This is a genomic window from Glutamicibacter protophormiae, from assembly GCF_016894325.1.
Classification (GTDB): Bacteria; Actinomycetota; Actinomycetes; order Actinomycetales; family Micrococcaceae; genus Glutamicibacter; species Glutamicibacter protophormiae.
The window spans coordinates 2,930,232-2,945,416 of the sequence record NZ_CP069806.1 but is presented as its reverse complement, the minus strand read 5'-3'; the positions used below and the strand labels follow the sequence as shown (position 1 = coordinate 2,945,416).

General features: G+C 67.9%; 14 protein-coding genes. 4 read left to right on the top strand and 10 right to left on the bottom strand.

Annotated features, from left to right (window positions below):
* Positions 1-65 precede the first annotated feature (65 nt).
* The 4 genes from JQN66_RS13775 to JQN66_RS13760 all read right to left on the bottom strand — a co-directional run bounded on the left by JQN66_RS13775 (position 66) and on the right by JQN66_RS13760 (position 4,224).
* Positions 66-1,238: an ABC transporter permease gene (locus JQN66_RS13775; protein ID WP_204675544.1), complete on the bottom strand. Its 1,173-nt coding sequence runs from the start codon at positions 1,236-1,238 to the stop codon at positions 66-68.
* On the bottom strand, positions 1,235-2,116 hold the full coding sequence (locus tag JQN66_RS13770) for an ABC transporter ATP-binding protein (protein WP_204675543.1): 882 nt from the start codon (positions 2,114-2,116) through the stop codon (positions 1,235-1,237). Before JQN66_RS13770 ends, JQN66_RS13775 begins: the two co-directional genes overlap by 4 nt.
* 84 nt (positions 2,117-2,200) lie before the next feature.
* Complete coding sequence (locus JQN66_RS13765) at positions 2,201-2,857, bottom strand: response regulator (RefSeq protein WP_204675542.1); 657 nt, start codon at positions 2,855-2,857, stop codon at positions 2,201-2,203.
* Positions 2,854-4,224: a sensor histidine kinase gene (locus tag JQN66_RS13760; protein WP_204675541.1), complete on the bottom strand. Its 1,371-nt coding sequence runs from the start codon at positions 4,222-4,224 to the stop codon at positions 2,854-2,856. The genes JQN66_RS13765 and JQN66_RS13760 overlap by 4 nt, the downstream gene beginning before the upstream one ends.
* Positions 4,225-4,375: 151 nt before the next feature.
* Here JQN66_RS13760 and JQN66_RS13755 point away from each other — a divergent pair, with 151 nt between their 5' ends.
* On the top strand, positions 4,376-4,927 hold the full coding sequence (locus tag JQN66_RS13755) for an acyl-CoA thioesterase (protein WP_204675540.1): 552 nt from the start codon (positions 4,376-4,378) through the stop codon (positions 4,925-4,927).
* On the opposite strand, the gene JQN66_RS13750 is transcribed toward JQN66_RS13755, so the two are convergent.
* The gene (locus JQN66_RS13750) at positions 4,924-5,535 is read right to left on the bottom strand and encodes a phosphoribosylanthranilate isomerase (RefSeq protein WP_204675539.1); all 612 of its coding nucleotides are present in this window, start codon (positions 5,533-5,535) and stop codon (positions 4,924-4,926) included. The two genes, JQN66_RS13755 and JQN66_RS13750, sit on opposite strands and share 4 nt — an antisense overlap.
* Positions 5,532-6,545 carry an acyl-CoA thioesterase gene (locus tag JQN66_RS13745; RefSeq protein ID WP_420870932.1) on the bottom strand — a complete coding sequence of 338 codons (1,014 nt, stop codon included), beginning with the start codon at positions 6,543-6,545 and terminating at the stop codon, positions 5,532-5,534. Before JQN66_RS13745 ends, JQN66_RS13750 begins: the two co-directional genes overlap by 4 nt.
* A gap of 85 nt (positions 6,546-6,630) precedes the next feature.
* Between JQN66_RS13745 and JQN66_RS13740 the strand changes: the two genes are divergently transcribed.
* The 3 genes from JQN66_RS13740 (at position 6,631) to JQN66_RS13730 (ending at position 12,011) form a co-directional block, all read left to right on the top strand.
* Positions 6,631-8,364, top strand: coding sequence for an ABC transporter ATP-binding protein/permease (locus tag JQN66_RS13740; protein ID WP_188950222.1), 1,734 nt, complete (start codon positions 6,631-6,633; stop codon positions 8,362-8,364).
* Entirely contained in the window at positions 8,365-10,143 is a 1,779-nt protein-coding gene (locus tag JQN66_RS13735) for an amino acid ABC transporter ATP-binding/permease protein (protein ID WP_204675538.1), read from the top strand.
* 68 nt (positions 10,144-10,211) lie between these two features.
* Positions 10,212-12,011 (top strand): FMN-binding glutamate synthase family protein, encoded by a 1,800-nt coding sequence (locus JQN66_RS13730; RefSeq protein WP_204675537.1) that lies wholly within the window; start codon positions 10,212-10,214, stop codon positions 12,009-12,011.
* 35 nt (positions 12,012-12,046) lie between these two features.
* Here the strand turns inward: JQN66_RS13730 and JQN66_RS13725 are convergent, their stop codons facing one another.
* The 4 genes from JQN66_RS13725 to JQN66_RS13710 all read right to left on the bottom strand — a co-directional run bounded on the left by JQN66_RS13725 (position 12,047) and on the right by JQN66_RS13710 (position 14,983).
* Positions 12,047-13,108 (bottom strand): enoyl-CoA hydratase/isomerase family protein, encoded by a 1,062-nt coding sequence (locus tag JQN66_RS13725; protein WP_204675536.1) that lies wholly within the window; start codon positions 13,106-13,108, stop codon positions 12,047-12,049.
* 48 nt (positions 13,109-13,156) lie between these two features.
* Positions 13,157-14,062, bottom strand: coding sequence for a LysR family transcriptional regulator (locus JQN66_RS13720; RefSeq protein ID WP_204675535.1), 906 nt, complete (start codon positions 14,060-14,062; stop codon positions 13,157-13,159).
* A 46-nt stretch (positions 14,063-14,108) separates the two neighbouring features.
* Positions 14,109-14,375, bottom strand: coding sequence for a hypothetical protein (locus tag JQN66_RS13715; protein WP_204675534.1), 267 nt, complete (start codon positions 14,373-14,375; stop codon positions 14,109-14,111).
* A gap of 131 nt (positions 14,376-14,506) precedes the next feature.
* Positions 14,507-14,983 carry an Lrp/AsnC family transcriptional regulator gene (locus JQN66_RS13710; RefSeq protein WP_204675533.1) on the bottom strand — a complete coding sequence of 159 codons (477 nt, stop codon included), beginning with the start codon at positions 14,981-14,983 and terminating at the stop codon, positions 14,507-14,509.
* Positions 14,984-15,185: the final 202 nt, after the last annotated feature.

The following is a 15,185-nucleotide window of genomic DNA, read 5'->3' as shown; positions in this document are numbered from 1 at the left end:
ATGATTTTAGCGACCCAGCCTGTGCGCCGGCTGATCCGTGACATGCGGCTTTCCGGCAGTTGGCGCTAGAGCTCGAGCTTCAAGGCCTTGCGCAGGGTCAGCGCACCGCCGGTGTGCATCACCGCGCGGCGGTAGATGCGTTCGGAGAAGAGCAGCACGGCCCAGCAGGCGGCCAACAGCACGGCCAGCGACAGCAGCGGCTCCCACAGCGCCACGTTCCCGGACAGCATGCGGATGGGCATCGCCACCGAGGAGACGATCGGGATATACGAAGCGAAAACCAGGAAACCGCCCTTGGCATAGATGCCGATGAACATCACCGCCACCAGCGCGCCGATGACGGGGCCGCTGGACTGCTGCAGGTCCTCGGTGCGGGTGGCTAAGGCGCCCAGCGCTGCCCAGATGCCAGCCAGCAGCAGGAACCCGCCGAGGAAGAAGGCGACGAACCATCCGGCCACGGTGGAGACCACACCGAGGAACGGGATTTCTCCCGGCGCAAGGTAGGCGGCCAGCAGGCCGACGCCGAGGAACAGGAGCAGCTGGGCCATGGCCAGGAGGACGTTGCCGATGATCTTGCCGGCCAGCAGCTGGCGCAGGCTGACGGCGCTGGCCAGGATCTCGACCACGCGGTTCTGCTTCTCCTCGATGACCGAGTTGGCGATCGGCATGCCGAAGATCAGCGCGGCCATGTAGAAGAGGAAAGAGAAGATGAAGGCCATCGCGCGGATCATCGAGCCGCGTTCGGAATCTCCCTGCAGCTGCGCGGTGTGCAGGTCGTCCGCGGTCGGCAGCGCGGAGGCGTCCAATCCCCGGGCGGACAGCAGCTGGTCGGTGAGCACCGTGCGCATTGCGGCGGAGACCAGTCGTTCAAGCGGGGCGTCGACCTCGTCGAAGCCGGTGAGCGTCACGGTGCGCTGGTCGGCGGAGGACGACAGCATCGCGTCGATGTCCTGCGACGCCAGCTGGGCGCGGGCCTGCTCCGGGTCGAGCTGGGAGATGGCCAGGTTCATGTTCTCCGGGCGCTGGTCCTGGGCTTCGGTGAGCACCTGGTAGCTCAGCGGGTCGGCGGCGGCCACGGAATAGTCCGCGGACTTGCCGCCCAGGAAGCCGTTGACCGCGACGGCGCCGATGATCAGCGCCAGGGTGCCGAGGGTGGAAAGGACGAAGGCCTTGTCCTTGAGCTTCGTCTCGACTTCGCGCAGGGCGACGATCAACCAGGGGGCGGTGGAGGTGTTCATTTGATGATCTCCCGGTAGATGTCGGCCAGGGCAGGGCGGTGGATTGCGAACTCGGTGACGGTGCCCAGCGACAGGGCCTCGCGCAGCACGCGCTGGGAGTCCGACTCGGTCTGGAAGTTCACCAGCGCCCGGGAGCCGGAGATGTCGATGACCTCGACCCCGGGTTCCTCGCGCAGCCATCCGGCGTCCGCGCCGAGCGAGAGCTTGTGGCGGGTGGCCTGCGAGGAGCGCAGCGTCTCGGCGGAGGCGTTGGCCAGGATGTGGCCGTCCTGGATGATGACCAGATGGTCGACCAGCACGTCGAGCAGGTCCAGCTGGTGGGATGAGAACAGCACCGGGACACCGCGGGAGGCGTAGTCGCGCAGCATGGAGCTCATGGCGTCCACCGCGAGGGGATCCAGGCCGCTGAAGGGCTCGTCGAGGATCAGCACCTCGGGTTCGTGCAGCAGCGCGGCGGCGACCTGGACGCGTTGCTGGTTGCCCAGCGAGAGGGATTCGAGCTTGGACTTGGCGCGGTCGTCCAGCCCGAAGCGGGCCAGCAGCTCCATGGCGCGGCGGCGTGCGTCGGACCGGGAGAGCGAATGCAGCTGGCCGAGGTACACCAGCTGGTCGATGATCGGCTGCTTCGGGTACAGGCCGCGCTCCTCGGGCATGTAGCCGAAGTGGGGGCGGGTGCCGGACTCCAGCGGCTTCCCGTCCAGGCTCACCGTGCCCGAGCTGGCCTGCAGCAGCCCCATGATGATGCGCATCGTGGTGGTCTTTCCGGCCCCGTTGGCGCCAACGAACCCGGTCAGCGCACCGCGCGGCACGGTGAAGTTGACGTCGTCCAACACGAGCCGCTCCGCGAAGGAGCGCGACACGTTGTGTACCTCAAGCATGGGGTTTCCTTACGCCGATCCAGCCTTGCCTGCCTCCCAGCTTAGGAATCCAGGCGGCTGCAGGACTCGCTCTGCAGGCTGAAACTATTGGATGAGACCGAGGCGGTGGGCGAAGAGCACACCCTGGACGCGGTCCCGCAGGTGGAGCTTGGCCAGCAGGTTCGACAGGTGGGTCTTCACCGTTGCCTCGGACAGCGAGAGCGCCGCGGCGATCTCCTGGTTGTTCTTGCCTTTGGCCAGCTCGGTGAGCACCTGCAGCTCGCGCTCGGTCAGGGCGGAGAGCAGGTCCTTCGCCTCCCCGCCGGGCGCTGCGTCGGCCGGAAGGCTGCGTCGGCGGATGAGCTTGAGCGTGACCTCGGGGGAGAGCAGGCCGTGGCCCGCGGCGACCTGGTGCACCGCGGTGATCAGCGTCTCGGGATCGGTGTTCTTCAACAGGAATCCGCTGGCCCCGGCGTCCAGCGCGTCGAAGAGGTAGTCGTCGCGGTTGAAAGTGGTCAGCACGACGACCTTGGATCCGGTGTTCCGGATGATCCGGGAGGTGGCGGCGATGCCGTCCAGCTGCGGCATCTGGATGTCCATCAGGACCACGGTCGGGTTCAGCTCGGTGACCAGCTGCACGCCCAGCTCGCCGTTCTCGGCGGTGCCCACCACCTCGATCTGCGGGTCGGTTTCCAGGATCAGCTTCAGCGAGGACACGATCAGGGACTGGTCGTCGCAGATCACGACGGAAATCTTGCTCATGGGACCAGTCTAGTTTCCGCGCCGGCCAGCACCCGCAGCCGTGCCCTGGTACGCCATCCGCGGGGGATGCGCGGGCCGATTTCCACCAGCCCGTGGTGCAGGTTCGCGCGTTCGCGGATTCCCCGCAGGCCGAAGCCGCTGCCCGAGCTGTCCGGCCGCGCGGTTCCCTCGTCGGTCACCTCGGCTTCGATCCAGGGACCCTGTTCGTCGACGCCCGAGCGCAGACTCAGGGTGGCGCGGCGCGCGGTGGAGTGGCGGCGGACATTGGCCAGGGCCTCGCCGCAGATCCGGTAGAGGGCCAGGGAGACGCCGGCGGGCAACGAGTCCAGGTAGTCCGGGGTGTGCTCGGCGCGGGAGAGCTCGACGGACAGCCCCTGCGCACGGTTTTCGGCCAGCAGCGCCGGCAGCTGCTTCATCGAGGGTTCGGGCCGGCGCGAATCGCCGTTTCCGGAATCCGGCAGGAGGTCGCCGTTGCCTTCGCGCAGCACGCCAAGCAGGGCACGCGTTTCGCCCACGGCGCTGCGGGCCGATTCCTCGACGCCCTTCATGAGTTCGGCGGCTTTCTCCGGCGCGCGCGGCTGGACCATGCGCGCGGCGGCGGCCTGCACCCCGACCGAGGCGATGTGGTGGGCAATCACGTCATGCAGCTCGCGGGCGATGCGCAGGCGTTCTTCGTTCACCGCGCGGTCCGCCAGCTGCTGTGCCTGGTCGGCGATGCGCTGCGCCTGGGACTTGACCAGCTGGTTGGCGTAGGCGTTGGACCAGCTGACCAACCCGAGGAAGATGGAGCCGCCGAAGAACAGCAGGTTGATCAGGAAGGTGTACAGCGGGAAGGCGATGTCCTGCGGGATGTCACCCGCGGGGTGGTCCACCATCTTCAGATCCATGGATTTCATCAGGTCCGAGGTGAACAGGTCGATGATGATCCACAGGGCCATGGCCAGCAGCACGATGCTCAGGATGCTCCACAGCGCGCGGCGGTTCCGCGACCAGGTGACAGCGGTGTACAGGCCCAGGAAGTAGGCCAGCTGCGCGCAGATCTGCATGGTGGCCATGTAGGCCTCGGAAGTTCCGCTGATCATGAATGCCGCCGAGCCGAGAAGCATCATGGAGATCGGCCAGCGCCGGCGGAACATCAGCGGCAGGATCATCGCCGAGAGCACGGCCAGGGATTCGCTCCGGGTCGGCGCCTTGTCGAGCTCGCTCAGCGACAGGCTCAGTTCCTGGAGGAGGATGGCAAAGGCCAGCAGGCCCAGGGCGGCGACGATGTCGCGCCGAAGTCCCGCAGGGCTCGGGGCGGGCCGTTCCCAATCCGCCGGCGGGAGCGAGGGAAGTCGCCGGTGGACGTAGTCGGTTAGTCGGCGCATGGCAGCTCCTTGGACAATGCCGGCAGTCGAAAGTCTGTTTCGACTGTACCGTCAGGGTGCGGGAATTCGCATGCGCCGGCAGGACTAGGACAAAGGTTGCAGTCGTCGGATATGACTAGGAAAATAAGTTACTGGACGGTAATGTGATGGCATGCACATGATTTTTCGCATCCTGATGGTATTCCTGCAGAGCAAGAAGGCGCCGAAGCTGTCGATGTTCGACACCGGCTCGGTGAGCATGCGGGCCACGCTGACCGACATCGACTTCGCCGGCCACATCAACAACGGCATGTACTTCTCGATCTTCGATTTGGGCCGTTTCGATTTGATGTTCCGCTCGGGAGTCTGGGACATCCTGCGCAAGAATAAATGGACGCCGGTGGTGCAGTGCGAAACCATCACCTTCCGCAAATCGGTCGAGCTGGGCAAGAAGTTCTCCCAGGAAACCCGGCTGCTGGGGCTGGATGAGAAGTGCATCTACTTCGAGCAGCGCATCGTGGTCGACGGCGAAATCTACGCCCGCGCCTACATCGCCACCCGCATGACCTCGAAGAAGGGTGCGGTCTCCAACGAGGAGATCATGCAGGCGGTGGGGCTTGACGTACCCGAGGACCGGGTGGTCCCGCAGTGGCTGCACGACTGGCGCGAACACGGCGCGCTGCCGGGCTCCCGCAAGCCCGCGCCGCACAACTGGCTGGGCTAGCCGGCGGCCTTCGCGGCGTCGAGGAACGCGGAGATCAGCTGCGGGTCCTTGATGCCGCGCGAGGATTCCACCCCGGAGGAGACATCCGCGCCGGACGCCTTCGATTTCGCCAGCGCCGCGGCGACATTGCCCGCATCCAGCCCGCCGGCCACCAGCCAGCGCCGCCCCGCCGCCAGCTCGCGCACCGCCGCGTAGTCCCAGCTTTCGCCGCTGCCGGGAACAGCCGCGTCGATGAGCAGGAAGTCCTCGCCCCAGTCCTCGAATTCCGCGGGTTCGGCGTCCATGCGCACGGCACGGATCGCATGGAACCCAGCAGCCTTGACCGCGGCGATCTCCGCCGGGGTGCGCCGGCCGTGCAGCTGGATCCAGCCGACCGAGGCCTCGCGGGAGAGCCGGATCGCGGTGGCGGCGTCCTCTGAGCGGAATACCGCCACGGTGGCCACCGAGCCGGGCACGGCGGATACCAGTTCGGCCGCCCGCGCGGGCGAGACCTCGCGCGGACTGGAGGTCAGCACGAAGCCCAGGGCGTCGGCGCCGTGGACCACGGCGATGTCGACATCCTGTGCGGTGGACAGGCCGCAGACCTTGACGAAGGGTGCTGCGCTCATTTGGCGGACTCCCCGGCAGTGGCGGTCGAATCCGGTTCATGCACCAGGTGCGTCGGGGTGTAGCCGCCGGGGGCGTTGGCGCGGATGGTCAGCAGCTCCAACGCATGGTCGTGCAGCCGGTGGTCTTCCTCGCTGACCGGAACCCAGGGCTTGACCGGCACTGCGGTGCCGGTCTCGTCGCGGGTGACCATGATGGTCAGGCAGTAGGTGGTCAGGTTCATTTCGCGGGTCTTCGGGTTGCCGGAGCGCACGTGCACCGCGATGTGCATGCCCTTGGTGCCGGTGTAGACCAGGCGGGCCTCGACCTCCACCAGGTCCCCGATGAACAGCGGGCGGTAGAAGCGGATGCCGCCGGAGAACACCGCGACGGTATCCTGCCCGCAATAGCGCGAGGCGCACAGGGCCGCGGCCTCGTCGATCCACTTCATGACGATGCCGCCGTGGACCTTGCCGCCCCAGTTCACGTCGGTCGGCGCCGCCATGAAGCGCAGCACCACCCGCTCGGCGGTGCCGGCGTTCGAATAGACCTGGTCCTTCATGGATGTGACGATCTGGTTGCGGATATCGATGCGCGCCAGCGCGTTGTTGCGCAGCTCGATCTCGCGCAGGGACTCCGGGACGTAGTTCGGCACCGCGGTGGGCTTGCCGTTCTCGTCCACCGCCACGAAGATCACCAGGCAGGTGGTCGACATGGTGGGGCGCAGCTCGCGCGGGTCCGAGAACGACACCTCGGTGCGGATGTGCATGGAGGTGCTGCCGGTGTAGACCACCGAGGCGGTCACCTCCACCAGGTCGCCGGAGCCGATGGGATCCTCGAAACGGATATTCCCCACGTAGGCGGTGACGCAATAGCTTGTCGACCAGCCGACGGCCGCGGCGTAGGCGGCCTTGTCGACCCATTCCAGCACGGTGCCGGCGGAGACCGTGCCGGCCACGCCGACATCCATCGGGGCCGCCAAGAAGCGAAGGGTCACCGAATTCGGTCGGGAGGCAGGTGCAGGACTCATCATGCGTTCAAGTCTGACTGATGCGAAACCCTGCGGGCAATCTGTGACATCCCGGCCCCGCAGCGGGCGCTGACCTAGGATTGGAGCTGTGCATAGGGTCTTTGGTCTTTTTTCGGCGTCCACGGCACTGGTGGTCGCGCTCAGCCTGCTCGGCGCGGCCGGCACCGCGGGCCTGGCGGTCCTCATCGGCCGCGCAATCGATGCCATCGCCGCCGGAGGCATGCCGGATCCCGGCTGGTACCTCGCGGCCGGCGGCGAGCTGCTCACCGTCGCCCTGTGCGCCTGGCTGGTCCCGGTGCTCGCCGCGCACGCGGGCCAGGAGCTGACCGAGCACCACCGCACCCGGCTGCTGCAGCACTACCTGGCCATCGGCCCGCTGGCAGTGCGCCGCGCCGGCGAAGGGGAACTGGTGCAGGCCGCCATGGACTCGGTGGACCGCTCGGTCAAGTACCGCACCGCCTTCATGGGCCCGGCGATCGCCGCGGTGTCCACCCCGGTGCTGGTACTGGTCTTCATCGCCTTGTTCATCGACCCGCTGGCCGCGGGGCTGATGCTGCTGCCCACCGCGCTGGTCCCGCTGATCGTGCTCGGATTCCAGCGGCTGTTCAGCGCCTCCTCCGGCGAGTACCGCCGGGCGCAGGGGATCCTGACCGCGACCTTCCTCGACGCGCTGCGCTCGCTGGGCATGCTCAAGCTCAACGGCGCCGGCGACTGGATGGGCCGGCGGGTGGCCAGGGCCTCCGAGCGGGTGCGCCGGCAGGTCATGAAGCTGCTGGCCCGCAACCAGCTTGTGCTGCTGGTCATCGACTCCAGCTTCGCGATCCTGCTGCTGTCCACCGCCTCGATCCTGGCCTGGTGGCGTTCGAGCAGCGGGGTGTTCACCACCGGGGAAGCCGCAGCACTGGTCATCCTCAGCTTCCTGATGCTCGCGCCGGTGAACTACGTGGGCAGCTTCTTCTACATCGGCATGACCGGGCGCAGCGCGGAGAAGAAGATTGCCGAAATCGAGGACCTCCCGGTGCACCAGTCCGTCGCCCGGCCGCTGGACATCGACCTGCGCGCCGGTGACCTGGTGATGGAGAACGTCGGCGCCAGCTACGACGGCGAGCACCGGGCGCTGCGCGGCATCAGCGCGGTGTTCCCGGCGGGATCCCGCACCGCGGTGATCGGCCCATCGGGCAGCGGCAAGACCACGCTGCTGCGGGTGCTGCAGGGCCAGCTGGAACCGGATACGGGCATCATCCACGACGGCCGCCACGGCATGGGGCCGGCCACGCTGAAGCACAACGCCGCCGTGGTGGAGCAGCAGGCCACGCTGTTCGCCCTGACGCTGCGCGAGAACCTGCAGCTTGCCGCGCCGCTGGCCACCAACACCCAGATGGTCCAGGCGCTGGAGCAGGCAGGGCTGGGCGGCTGGCTGGGCGACGAAGCCACGCGCAGGCTGGATGAAAAACTCGGCGAATCCGGGGCGCGGCTCTCCGGCGGCCAGGCGCAGCGCCTGGCGCTGGCCAGGGCGCTGCTGGCCCGCCGCCCGCTGCTGCTGCTCGACGAGCCCACCAGCGCGCTGGACGTGCAGACCGAGGACGAGGTGCTGGCGACCCTGCGCGGCCTGGACCGCTCCATCACCACCATCACCGTCACCCACCGGCTGGGGCTGCTGGCCGACTACGACCGGGTCATCGTCATGGACGGCGGGCGGATCATCCAGTCCGGCGACCGGCAGGCCCTGCTGCGCGAGGACGGCTACCTGAAACGGGCCATGGAACACTTTCAGGCGCGCGCCCGCGGGCTGCGCGCCGCCCAGAGCGGAACGGAACAGTAGATGAGGCCCCAGCCAACCGCCCCTGCCCAGCCGGAGCCCGGCACCGCCGCAACGCTGCGCTGGCTGCTCGACACCACCTCCGACCTGCTGCCGCCGCTGGCACTGGCCAGCCTGCTCTCCTGCCTGACCCGCTTCGCCTCGCTGGGCATCTACCTCGTCGCGGCCCTGGGCCTGGCCAAGGCCGCCGGGATCCAGCAGCCCGGCTCCGGGGCCTCCTGGACCGCGCTGGTGCTGGGCCTCCTCGCGCTGGGCCTGGCCAAGGGGGCGCTGCGCTACGGCGAGCAGTACGTCGGGCACAGGGTCGCGTTCCTGTCGCTGTCGCGGCTGCGCAACCGGCTGTATGCGGCCGCCGAGCACCAGGCGCCCTTTTCCGCGCGCACCAGGAACTCCGGCGGCCTGCTGGCCATCGCCACCCGCGACGTGGACCGGGTTGAGGTGTTCTTCGCGCACACCCTGCCGCCGGCCGTGTCCGCCGTCGTGGTCAGCGGCTTTGTCGCCTGGTGGACCTGGGCAAGCTTCGGGGCCGCGCCGGCGCTGATCCTGCTGGCCGGCTACGTGCTGCTCGGCCTGGTGGTCCCGGCCCTGGGCATCCCGACGTTGCGCCGGGCCGCCGCCGGGCAGGCCCGGGTGCGCGGCATCCAGAACCAGCAGCTGGCGGAACTGCTCAACGGCATCGACGTGGTCCACGGCTACGAGGCCGGTCCGCGGATGCTCGCGCGCTTCAACGGCGCGGCCAAGCCCGCCGCGGCGAACGCCCGGCGTGCCGGGCGGCTGACCGGCCTGCGCGCGGCGCTGTCCCAGACGGTGATCTGGGGCAGCGTGCTGGCGCTGCTCGCGGTGGCCGGCCGGGAGCAGGAGCTGGGGGCGCTGCTGGTGCTCACAGTGGTCGCGGTTCCCTCCTACGAGGCGGTGCGCGCGGTGGACGGCTTCGTGCTGGGGCTGCAGGATTCGCTGGCCAGCGCCAAGCGGCTGCATGCCATGGCGCTGGGGCAGCCACAGGTCGCCGAGCCGGCCGCGCCGCGGCTGCTGCCCGAAACCGGCACGCTGAGCGTCCGCGGACTGGAAGTGGCCTACGGGGATGACACCGTGCTCTCCGGCCTGGAGATGCACCTTGCGCCCGGGGAACTGGTGGCGCTGGTGGGAGACAGCGGATCGGGCAAATCCACCGCGGCCTCGGCCCTGGTCCGGGCGGTGCCCAGCACCGGCGAATGCCGCTTCGGCGAGGTTCCGCTGGAGCAGGCCCCGCTGCGCGAGGTGCGCTCGCACCTGCTGCTGGTGCCGCAGGAAGCGGTCATGGTGCGCGGCACGCTGCGCGAGAACCTGCTGCTGGGCCTGGAGCACATCGAGGACGCCGAGCTGGTGTCAGTGCTGGAGGAACTGGGCCTGGGACCCTGGCTGGGAAGCCAGAAGCAGGGCCTGGATACCCGGCTGGGCGACCGCTCCTCCCGGCTCTCCGGCGGCCAGCGCCAGCGCCTGGCGCTGGCCCGGGCGCTGATCCGGCGCCCGAAGGTGCTGATCCTGGACGAGTCGACCAGTGCGCTGGACGCGGCCAGCGAACAGCTGGTGCTCGCGGCGGTCGAATCCCGGCGTGCCGCGGGAATGGCGGTGCTGATGATCAGCCACCGGATCTCCATCCTGCGCGGGGCGGATCGGATCGTGGTGCTGCGCGCGGGCCGGATGGCCGAAACCGGCGCACCGGAGCAGCTGCTGGCCCGGGGAGACTCGCTGTTCAGCCGCATGGCGGTGCGCGAAGCGGACCGGATCGAACCCGCCAGCTAGGGCCGCGCCGGACTCGGATTGGCTGTGGACCCCTGACAAGCGGCCCCGCCAGGGGCTAGGCTCGCCTCATGATGCGCATAGTTGTCCTCCTGTATTTGGCGGTGCTGGCCGCGGGGTTCGTCCTCATGGCGATCCTTGCGGGAACCTCCGGGGAATGGGTCTGGTGGATCCTGGTCGCGCTGACCGGCGCGCAGATTGCCCTGGGCATCCACGACCTGGCGCAGAAGCGCCACGCGATCCTGCGCAATTTCCCGATCGTCGGGCACGCGCGCTACCTGTTCGAGTTCATCCGGCCCGAGATCCAGCAGTACTTCATCGAGCGCAACACCGACGGCAAGCCCTTCGACCGCGATACCCGCTCGGTGATCTACGCCCGGGCCAAGGGCGTGGACAGCCACAAGGCCTTCGGCACCGAGCTGGACGTCAACCGGGTGGGGCACGAGTACCTGGTGCACTCCACCGCGCCGGTGGCGCCGCCCGCCGAACAGCACAAGGTGCGCATCGGCTCCAGCCAGTGCACCCGGCCCTATGACATCTCGCTGCTGAACGTCTCCTCGATGAGCTTCGGCGCCCTGTCCTCCCATGCGGTCATGGCCATGAACAAGGGCGCTGCCATGGGCGGATTCGTCCAGGAAACCGGTGAAGGCGGACTGACCAGGTACCACCTGGAATACGGGGCGGACATCTTCTGGGAGATCGGCTCGGGATACTTCGGGTGCCGCACGCCCGAGGGGCGCTTCGCCCCGGAGACCTTCCGGGCCAAGGCCGCGCGGGAGGAGGTCAAGGGCATCACCATCAAGATCTCCCAAGGCGCCAAGCCCGGGCTGGGCGGCGTGCTGCCGGCAGCGAAAATCACCCAGGAGATCTCCGAGGCGCGCGAGGTGCCCCTGGGGCAGGACTGCATCTCCCCTGCGAGCCACCCGGAGTTCTCCACCCCGCGCGAGATGCTGGACTTCGTGGCCCTGCTGCGCGAGCTCAGCGGCGGCAAGCCGGTGGGCATCAAGTTCTGCGTTGGCTCGCGCACCGACGTCATGGCGATCTGCAAGGCGATGCTGGAAACCGGGATCCTGGTCGATTACATCACCGTCGACGGGGCCGAGGGCGGCACCGGAGCGGCGCCGATCGAGTACGAGGACCATGTGGGCACCCCGCTGACCGAAGCGCTGATGCTGGTGCACACGATCCTGGTGGGCGCCGGGCTGCGCGACGAGATCCGGCTGGCGGCCGCCGGCAAGGTGGCCAGCGGGTCGGATATCGTCAAGCGGCTGATCCAGGGCGCGGACTTCACCTTCTCCGCCCGGGCCATGATGATGGCCACCGGCTGCATCCAGGCCCAGCAGTGCCATACCAACCACTGCCCGGTGGGCGTGACCACCCAGAACAAGCGGCTGGAACGCGCGCTGGACGTCAAGGACAAGGGCCACCGCGTCTACAACTACCACCGGTTGACCGTCACGGAAGCCGGACAGCTGATGGCCTCGATGGGGCTGACCAGCCCGGAGCAGCTCACGACGCGGATGCTGCGCCGCCGCGTGAACCTGCAGTCCACACGCTCCTACGCCGAGCTGTTCCAGTGGCTTCGCCCCGGCGAACTGCTGGAGAATCCTCCGGCATCCTGGGTCGAGGACTGGCACCAGGCCAACCCGGACCACTTCGGGGAGTTCTCGCCCATTCCCTACGGCCAGCCGCGCGGGGTGGGCATCGACCCGCCCCGGGAGCTGGCCGAACCCGAGGACGCCGTCAGCGCCCCGCGCGTGGAGCCGCGCAACTCCAAGAAGATCCACCCGGTGCACCAGGACGTCACGCGTCCCGAAGGGCAGCCCGGGAACCAGATTCCCGAGCAGCAGCGCGAGGCGCAGCAACCCTAGGGGTGGCGCCCGGGAACTGCCCCCGGGACGCGAGACTAGGCGTCGGCGGGGTCCATCAGCTCCAGCAGCGCGTCCTGGTTGACCCCGTCCAGGGTGCACGGGGTCCACGAGGGGTTGCGGTCCTTGTCGATGACCTGCGCGCGAATGCCTTCGGCCAGGTCCGGCTGGTGCATCAGGTGCGCGGCCAGCCGCAGCTCGCGGTCCAGCGCCGAGCGCAGGTTGTCCTCTGCGCGGGCCGCGCGCACGGCATGGAATGCAGCCGCGACGGAGGTGGGGGAGTTCTGCGTGATCAGCGCGGCGGCCTGCTGGGCATGCGGGTGCACCATCTGCTCCAGGCGCTGCATGACTTCTCCGGGGCTGTCTGCGCTGAACGCATGGTCGACCCAGCCCTGGTCCAGCTCCAGCCGGTGGGACTCGGCCGCGCCGTGCATCACCTCGATCGCCGCCGCCAGGTCGCCGGCGTTCAGCCCGATGAACTCGTCCAGGTGGTCCAGGATGTCTTCGGCGAAGTCCGCGGAGACCACGACGTCGGCGAAGCCCAGGTAGACGGCGTCCGCGCCGGTGAAGGAGCCGGCGGTCATGGCGAAGTATTCGCCGAAGTGGCCCGGCATGTTGGCCAGCAGATGGCTGCCGCCGACATCCGGGGTGTAGCCGATCTTGGCTTCCGGCATGCCCATGCGGGCCTCGGCGGTCACCAGGCGCACCGGCGCGTGGCTGGCCAGGCCGATGCCGCCGCCCATGGTGATGCCGTGCGCCAGGGTGACCAGCGGTTTGGGGTAGGAAGCGATGAGCTGGTCGGTGTCGAACTCGTTGGACAGCAGGTTGATGAAGTCCTGGTGGCGTCCCGTGGTCACCGCGGTGTGGAAGTCGGCGATGTCCCCGCCGGCGCAGAATCCGCGCGTCCCGCGCCCGGTGAGCAGCACCGTCGAGATTTTCGGGTCCTCGGCCCAGGCCTTGAGCACACGATGCAGCTCCAGCAGCATGTCGAGGTTCAGGGCGTTCAGCTTCGCGGGGCGGTTGAGCTCCAGATGGCCCAATGCGCCGTAGACCGTCGAGATGACCAATGGCTCTGCCGGAGAATTGCTGTCGTGCGCCACGAAGTACCTGCCCTGCTGTGTCGTTGAACGAGTGTTGTTGGCTTAAGCCTAGTGGGCGAGCACCTGGGCGAGGCGGTCCAAAACCAGGTCCGCCTTCGGCTTCTTCGAATTCTCCGGCTTCAGCGCGAAGATCGAGCGGGCCAGCCGGATCTCCGGGGCATCGACGATGCGGATGCCTTCCGGGGCGTTGGCCATGGCCAGGTCGGGCACCAGCGCCGCGCCCAGCCCGGAGGCCACCAGGCTCAATGAGGCGTTGAAGTCGTCGCAGTAGGCCGAGACCTGCGGATGGATGTTGTAGGAGGCGAACAGGCGCGAGATCAGCGTCGCGTCCGAGGTGCCGGGATGGTGGAAGATCCAGGGCCATTCGGCCAGCTGGTCGACGGTCAGCTGGGAGTCCTCGGCAATCGGCCACGAAGAGGGGATGACTACGCGGAACTGGTCGTCGCCGAGCCAGGTGCGTTCCAGCGAGGCCGGCCAGGACAGGCCGCCGGGCCCGACCTGGAAAATGAGCGCCAAATCCAGGTCCCCGCCGCTGCCCAGTCCGGCCACGGTCTGCTGGGGCTCGCCGATCCACAGGCGCAGGTTGATGCCCAGCGAGTGCCAGTCCTCGGCGGTCAGGATCTGCGGCAGCGCGAAGGTGGCCAGCGAGGGGAAGATGCCGAGCTTGATTTCCTCGTTCTCCGCCGAGTCGGTGGAGATGGTCGCGACGTCCGCCATGAGGGCGTCGAGGTCCGTGAGTACACGTTTTGCATGGCGCACCATGCGCAGCGCGCCGGCGGTCGGGGTGATGGAACGGGCGCCGCGGACGAACAGGGTGGTGCCCGTGCTGCGTTCCAAGGCGGTCATCTGCTGGGAGACGGCGCTGGCGGTATAGCCCAGGCGCGCCGCGGCGGTCGCGAACGAACGGTGCGCAACCACCTCGAGCAGGGTGCGCAAGTGAACTGGATTAATCACTTCTAAAGTCTAAGACCTTTAGCCCAACCTTCGCTTAGTCAGTGAGCTAGTCCTCATCATCGTTGCGCTCGTCGTCCTGGGAATCGGCGTCGTCGCCCTGGCCGTCCCGGGTGAACTCGTTGTCCAGCTCGTCCTCGGTTTCCAGGTCGTCGTCGTAGAGATAGTGGCGCTGGGCCAGCGGATCGATGTTGCGCATGGTTTCGGGCATGTCGCTGGATCCCTCGTAGGCCTGCGAATCGCGGCCGTCATCCGGCTCGTAGATGTCGTTGCCGTATTCGGGGGCAAAGTCGGTGGGTTCAAATTCCCGGCTCATGGCGTACTCCTTCGATTGGACGAGGATCTACCGGAAGTCGGGCACATACCTCGTGACTTCTCTTGGCTCCAGCCTAGAACCCTTATGACCTGAACGAAAGACTTGAAATTGCGTGTCGCGGGTGGATTCGCTCAGTGGTCGTGCTCGGCGTAGTGCTCCAGCAGCGGAGCGGTGCGGTAGGCCAGGTGGGAGTGCAGCGCGAAAGTTGTTTCCGAGCGGGTCACGCCCTTGATGCGCAGGATCTGGCGCAGCACCGACTGCAGCTGGTGGGTGTCCGTGGCGATCAGGCGGACCCAGACGTCACCGCGTCCGGAAGTCTCGTGGATTTCAAGCACGTTCGGAATCTGGCGCAACGCGGTGATGACCGCGTCCAGCTCCCGGTGGTTCACCTCCAGGGTGACGAAGGCCAGCACGTCGTAGCCCAGCACACCCAGGTCGATATCGCGGCCGCCCTCGCGCAGCACCTCTGAGCGCTGCAGTCGGCGCAGGCGGGACTGGGCGGTGTTGCGGGCGACCCCGGCTTCATCGGCGAGCTCGGAGACCTGGATGCGCGGATCCCTGATCAGGGCCAGAAGAATCTTCAGGTCAACTTCGTCCAACCGCACCATTTGCTCACTCCCGATACTGCTTTAGGCCATAAATTTGACCATAATGCTCAAATTCTACCAAGAAACAATCCTAAGTGAGATCAGATACTGGATATTTATGAGTGAACGATCTGTTGCAGTAGACAAACTCAAGCAGAACGCTCAAACAACCGGTGGGGCAGCGAGTGGCCCCACCGGTAAAAATTTTTCCCCTGCCGACAGC

What these genes read in the sequence shown, in the direction of transcription:
- JQN66_RS13775 (WP_204675544.1), bottom strand. Translation starts at nt 1,238, where the DNA reads ATGAACACCTCCACCGCCCCCTGGTTGATCGTCGCCCTGCGCGAAGTC.
- JQN66_RS13770 (WP_204675543.1), bottom strand. Translation starts at nt 2,116, where the DNA reads ATGCTTGAGGTACACAACGTGTCGCGCTCCTTCGCGGAGCGGCTCGTG.
- JQN66_RS13765 (WP_204675542.1), bottom strand. Translation starts at nt 2,857, where the DNA reads ATGAGCAAGATTTCCGTCGTGATCTGCGACGACCAGTCCCTGATCGTG.
- JQN66_RS13760 (WP_204675541.1), bottom strand. Translation starts at nt 4,224, where the DNA reads ATGCGCCGACTAACCGACTACGTCCACCGGCGACTTCCCTCGCTCCCG.
- JQN66_RS13755 (WP_204675540.1), top strand. Translation starts at nt 4,376, where the DNA reads ATGCACATGATTTTTCGCATCCTGATGGTATTCCTGCAGAGCAAGAAG.
- JQN66_RS13750 (WP_204675539.1), bottom strand. Translation starts at nt 5,535, where the DNA reads ATGAGCGCAGCACCCTTCGTCAAGGTCTGCGGCCTGTCCACCGCACAG.
- JQN66_RS13745 (WP_420870932.1), bottom strand. Translation starts at nt 6,545, where the DNA reads ATGATGAGTCCTGCACCTGCCTCCCGACCGAATTCGGTGACCCTTCGC.
- JQN66_RS13735 (WP_204675538.1), top strand. Translation starts at nt 8,365, where the DNA reads ATGAGGCCCCAGCCAACCGCCCCTGCCCAGCCGGAGCCCGGCACCGCC.
- JQN66_RS13730 (WP_204675537.1), top strand. Translation starts at nt 10,212, where the DNA reads ATGATGCGCATAGTTGTCCTCCTGTATTTGGCGGTGCTGGCCGCGGGG.
- JQN66_RS13715 (WP_204675534.1), bottom strand. Translation starts at nt 14,375, where the DNA reads ATGAGCCGGGAATTTGAACCCACCGACTTTGCCCCCGAATACGGCAAC.
- JQN66_RS13710 (WP_204675533.1), bottom strand. Translation starts at nt 14,983, where the DNA reads ATGGTGCGGTTGGACGAAGTTGACCTGAAGATTCTTCTGGCCCTGATC.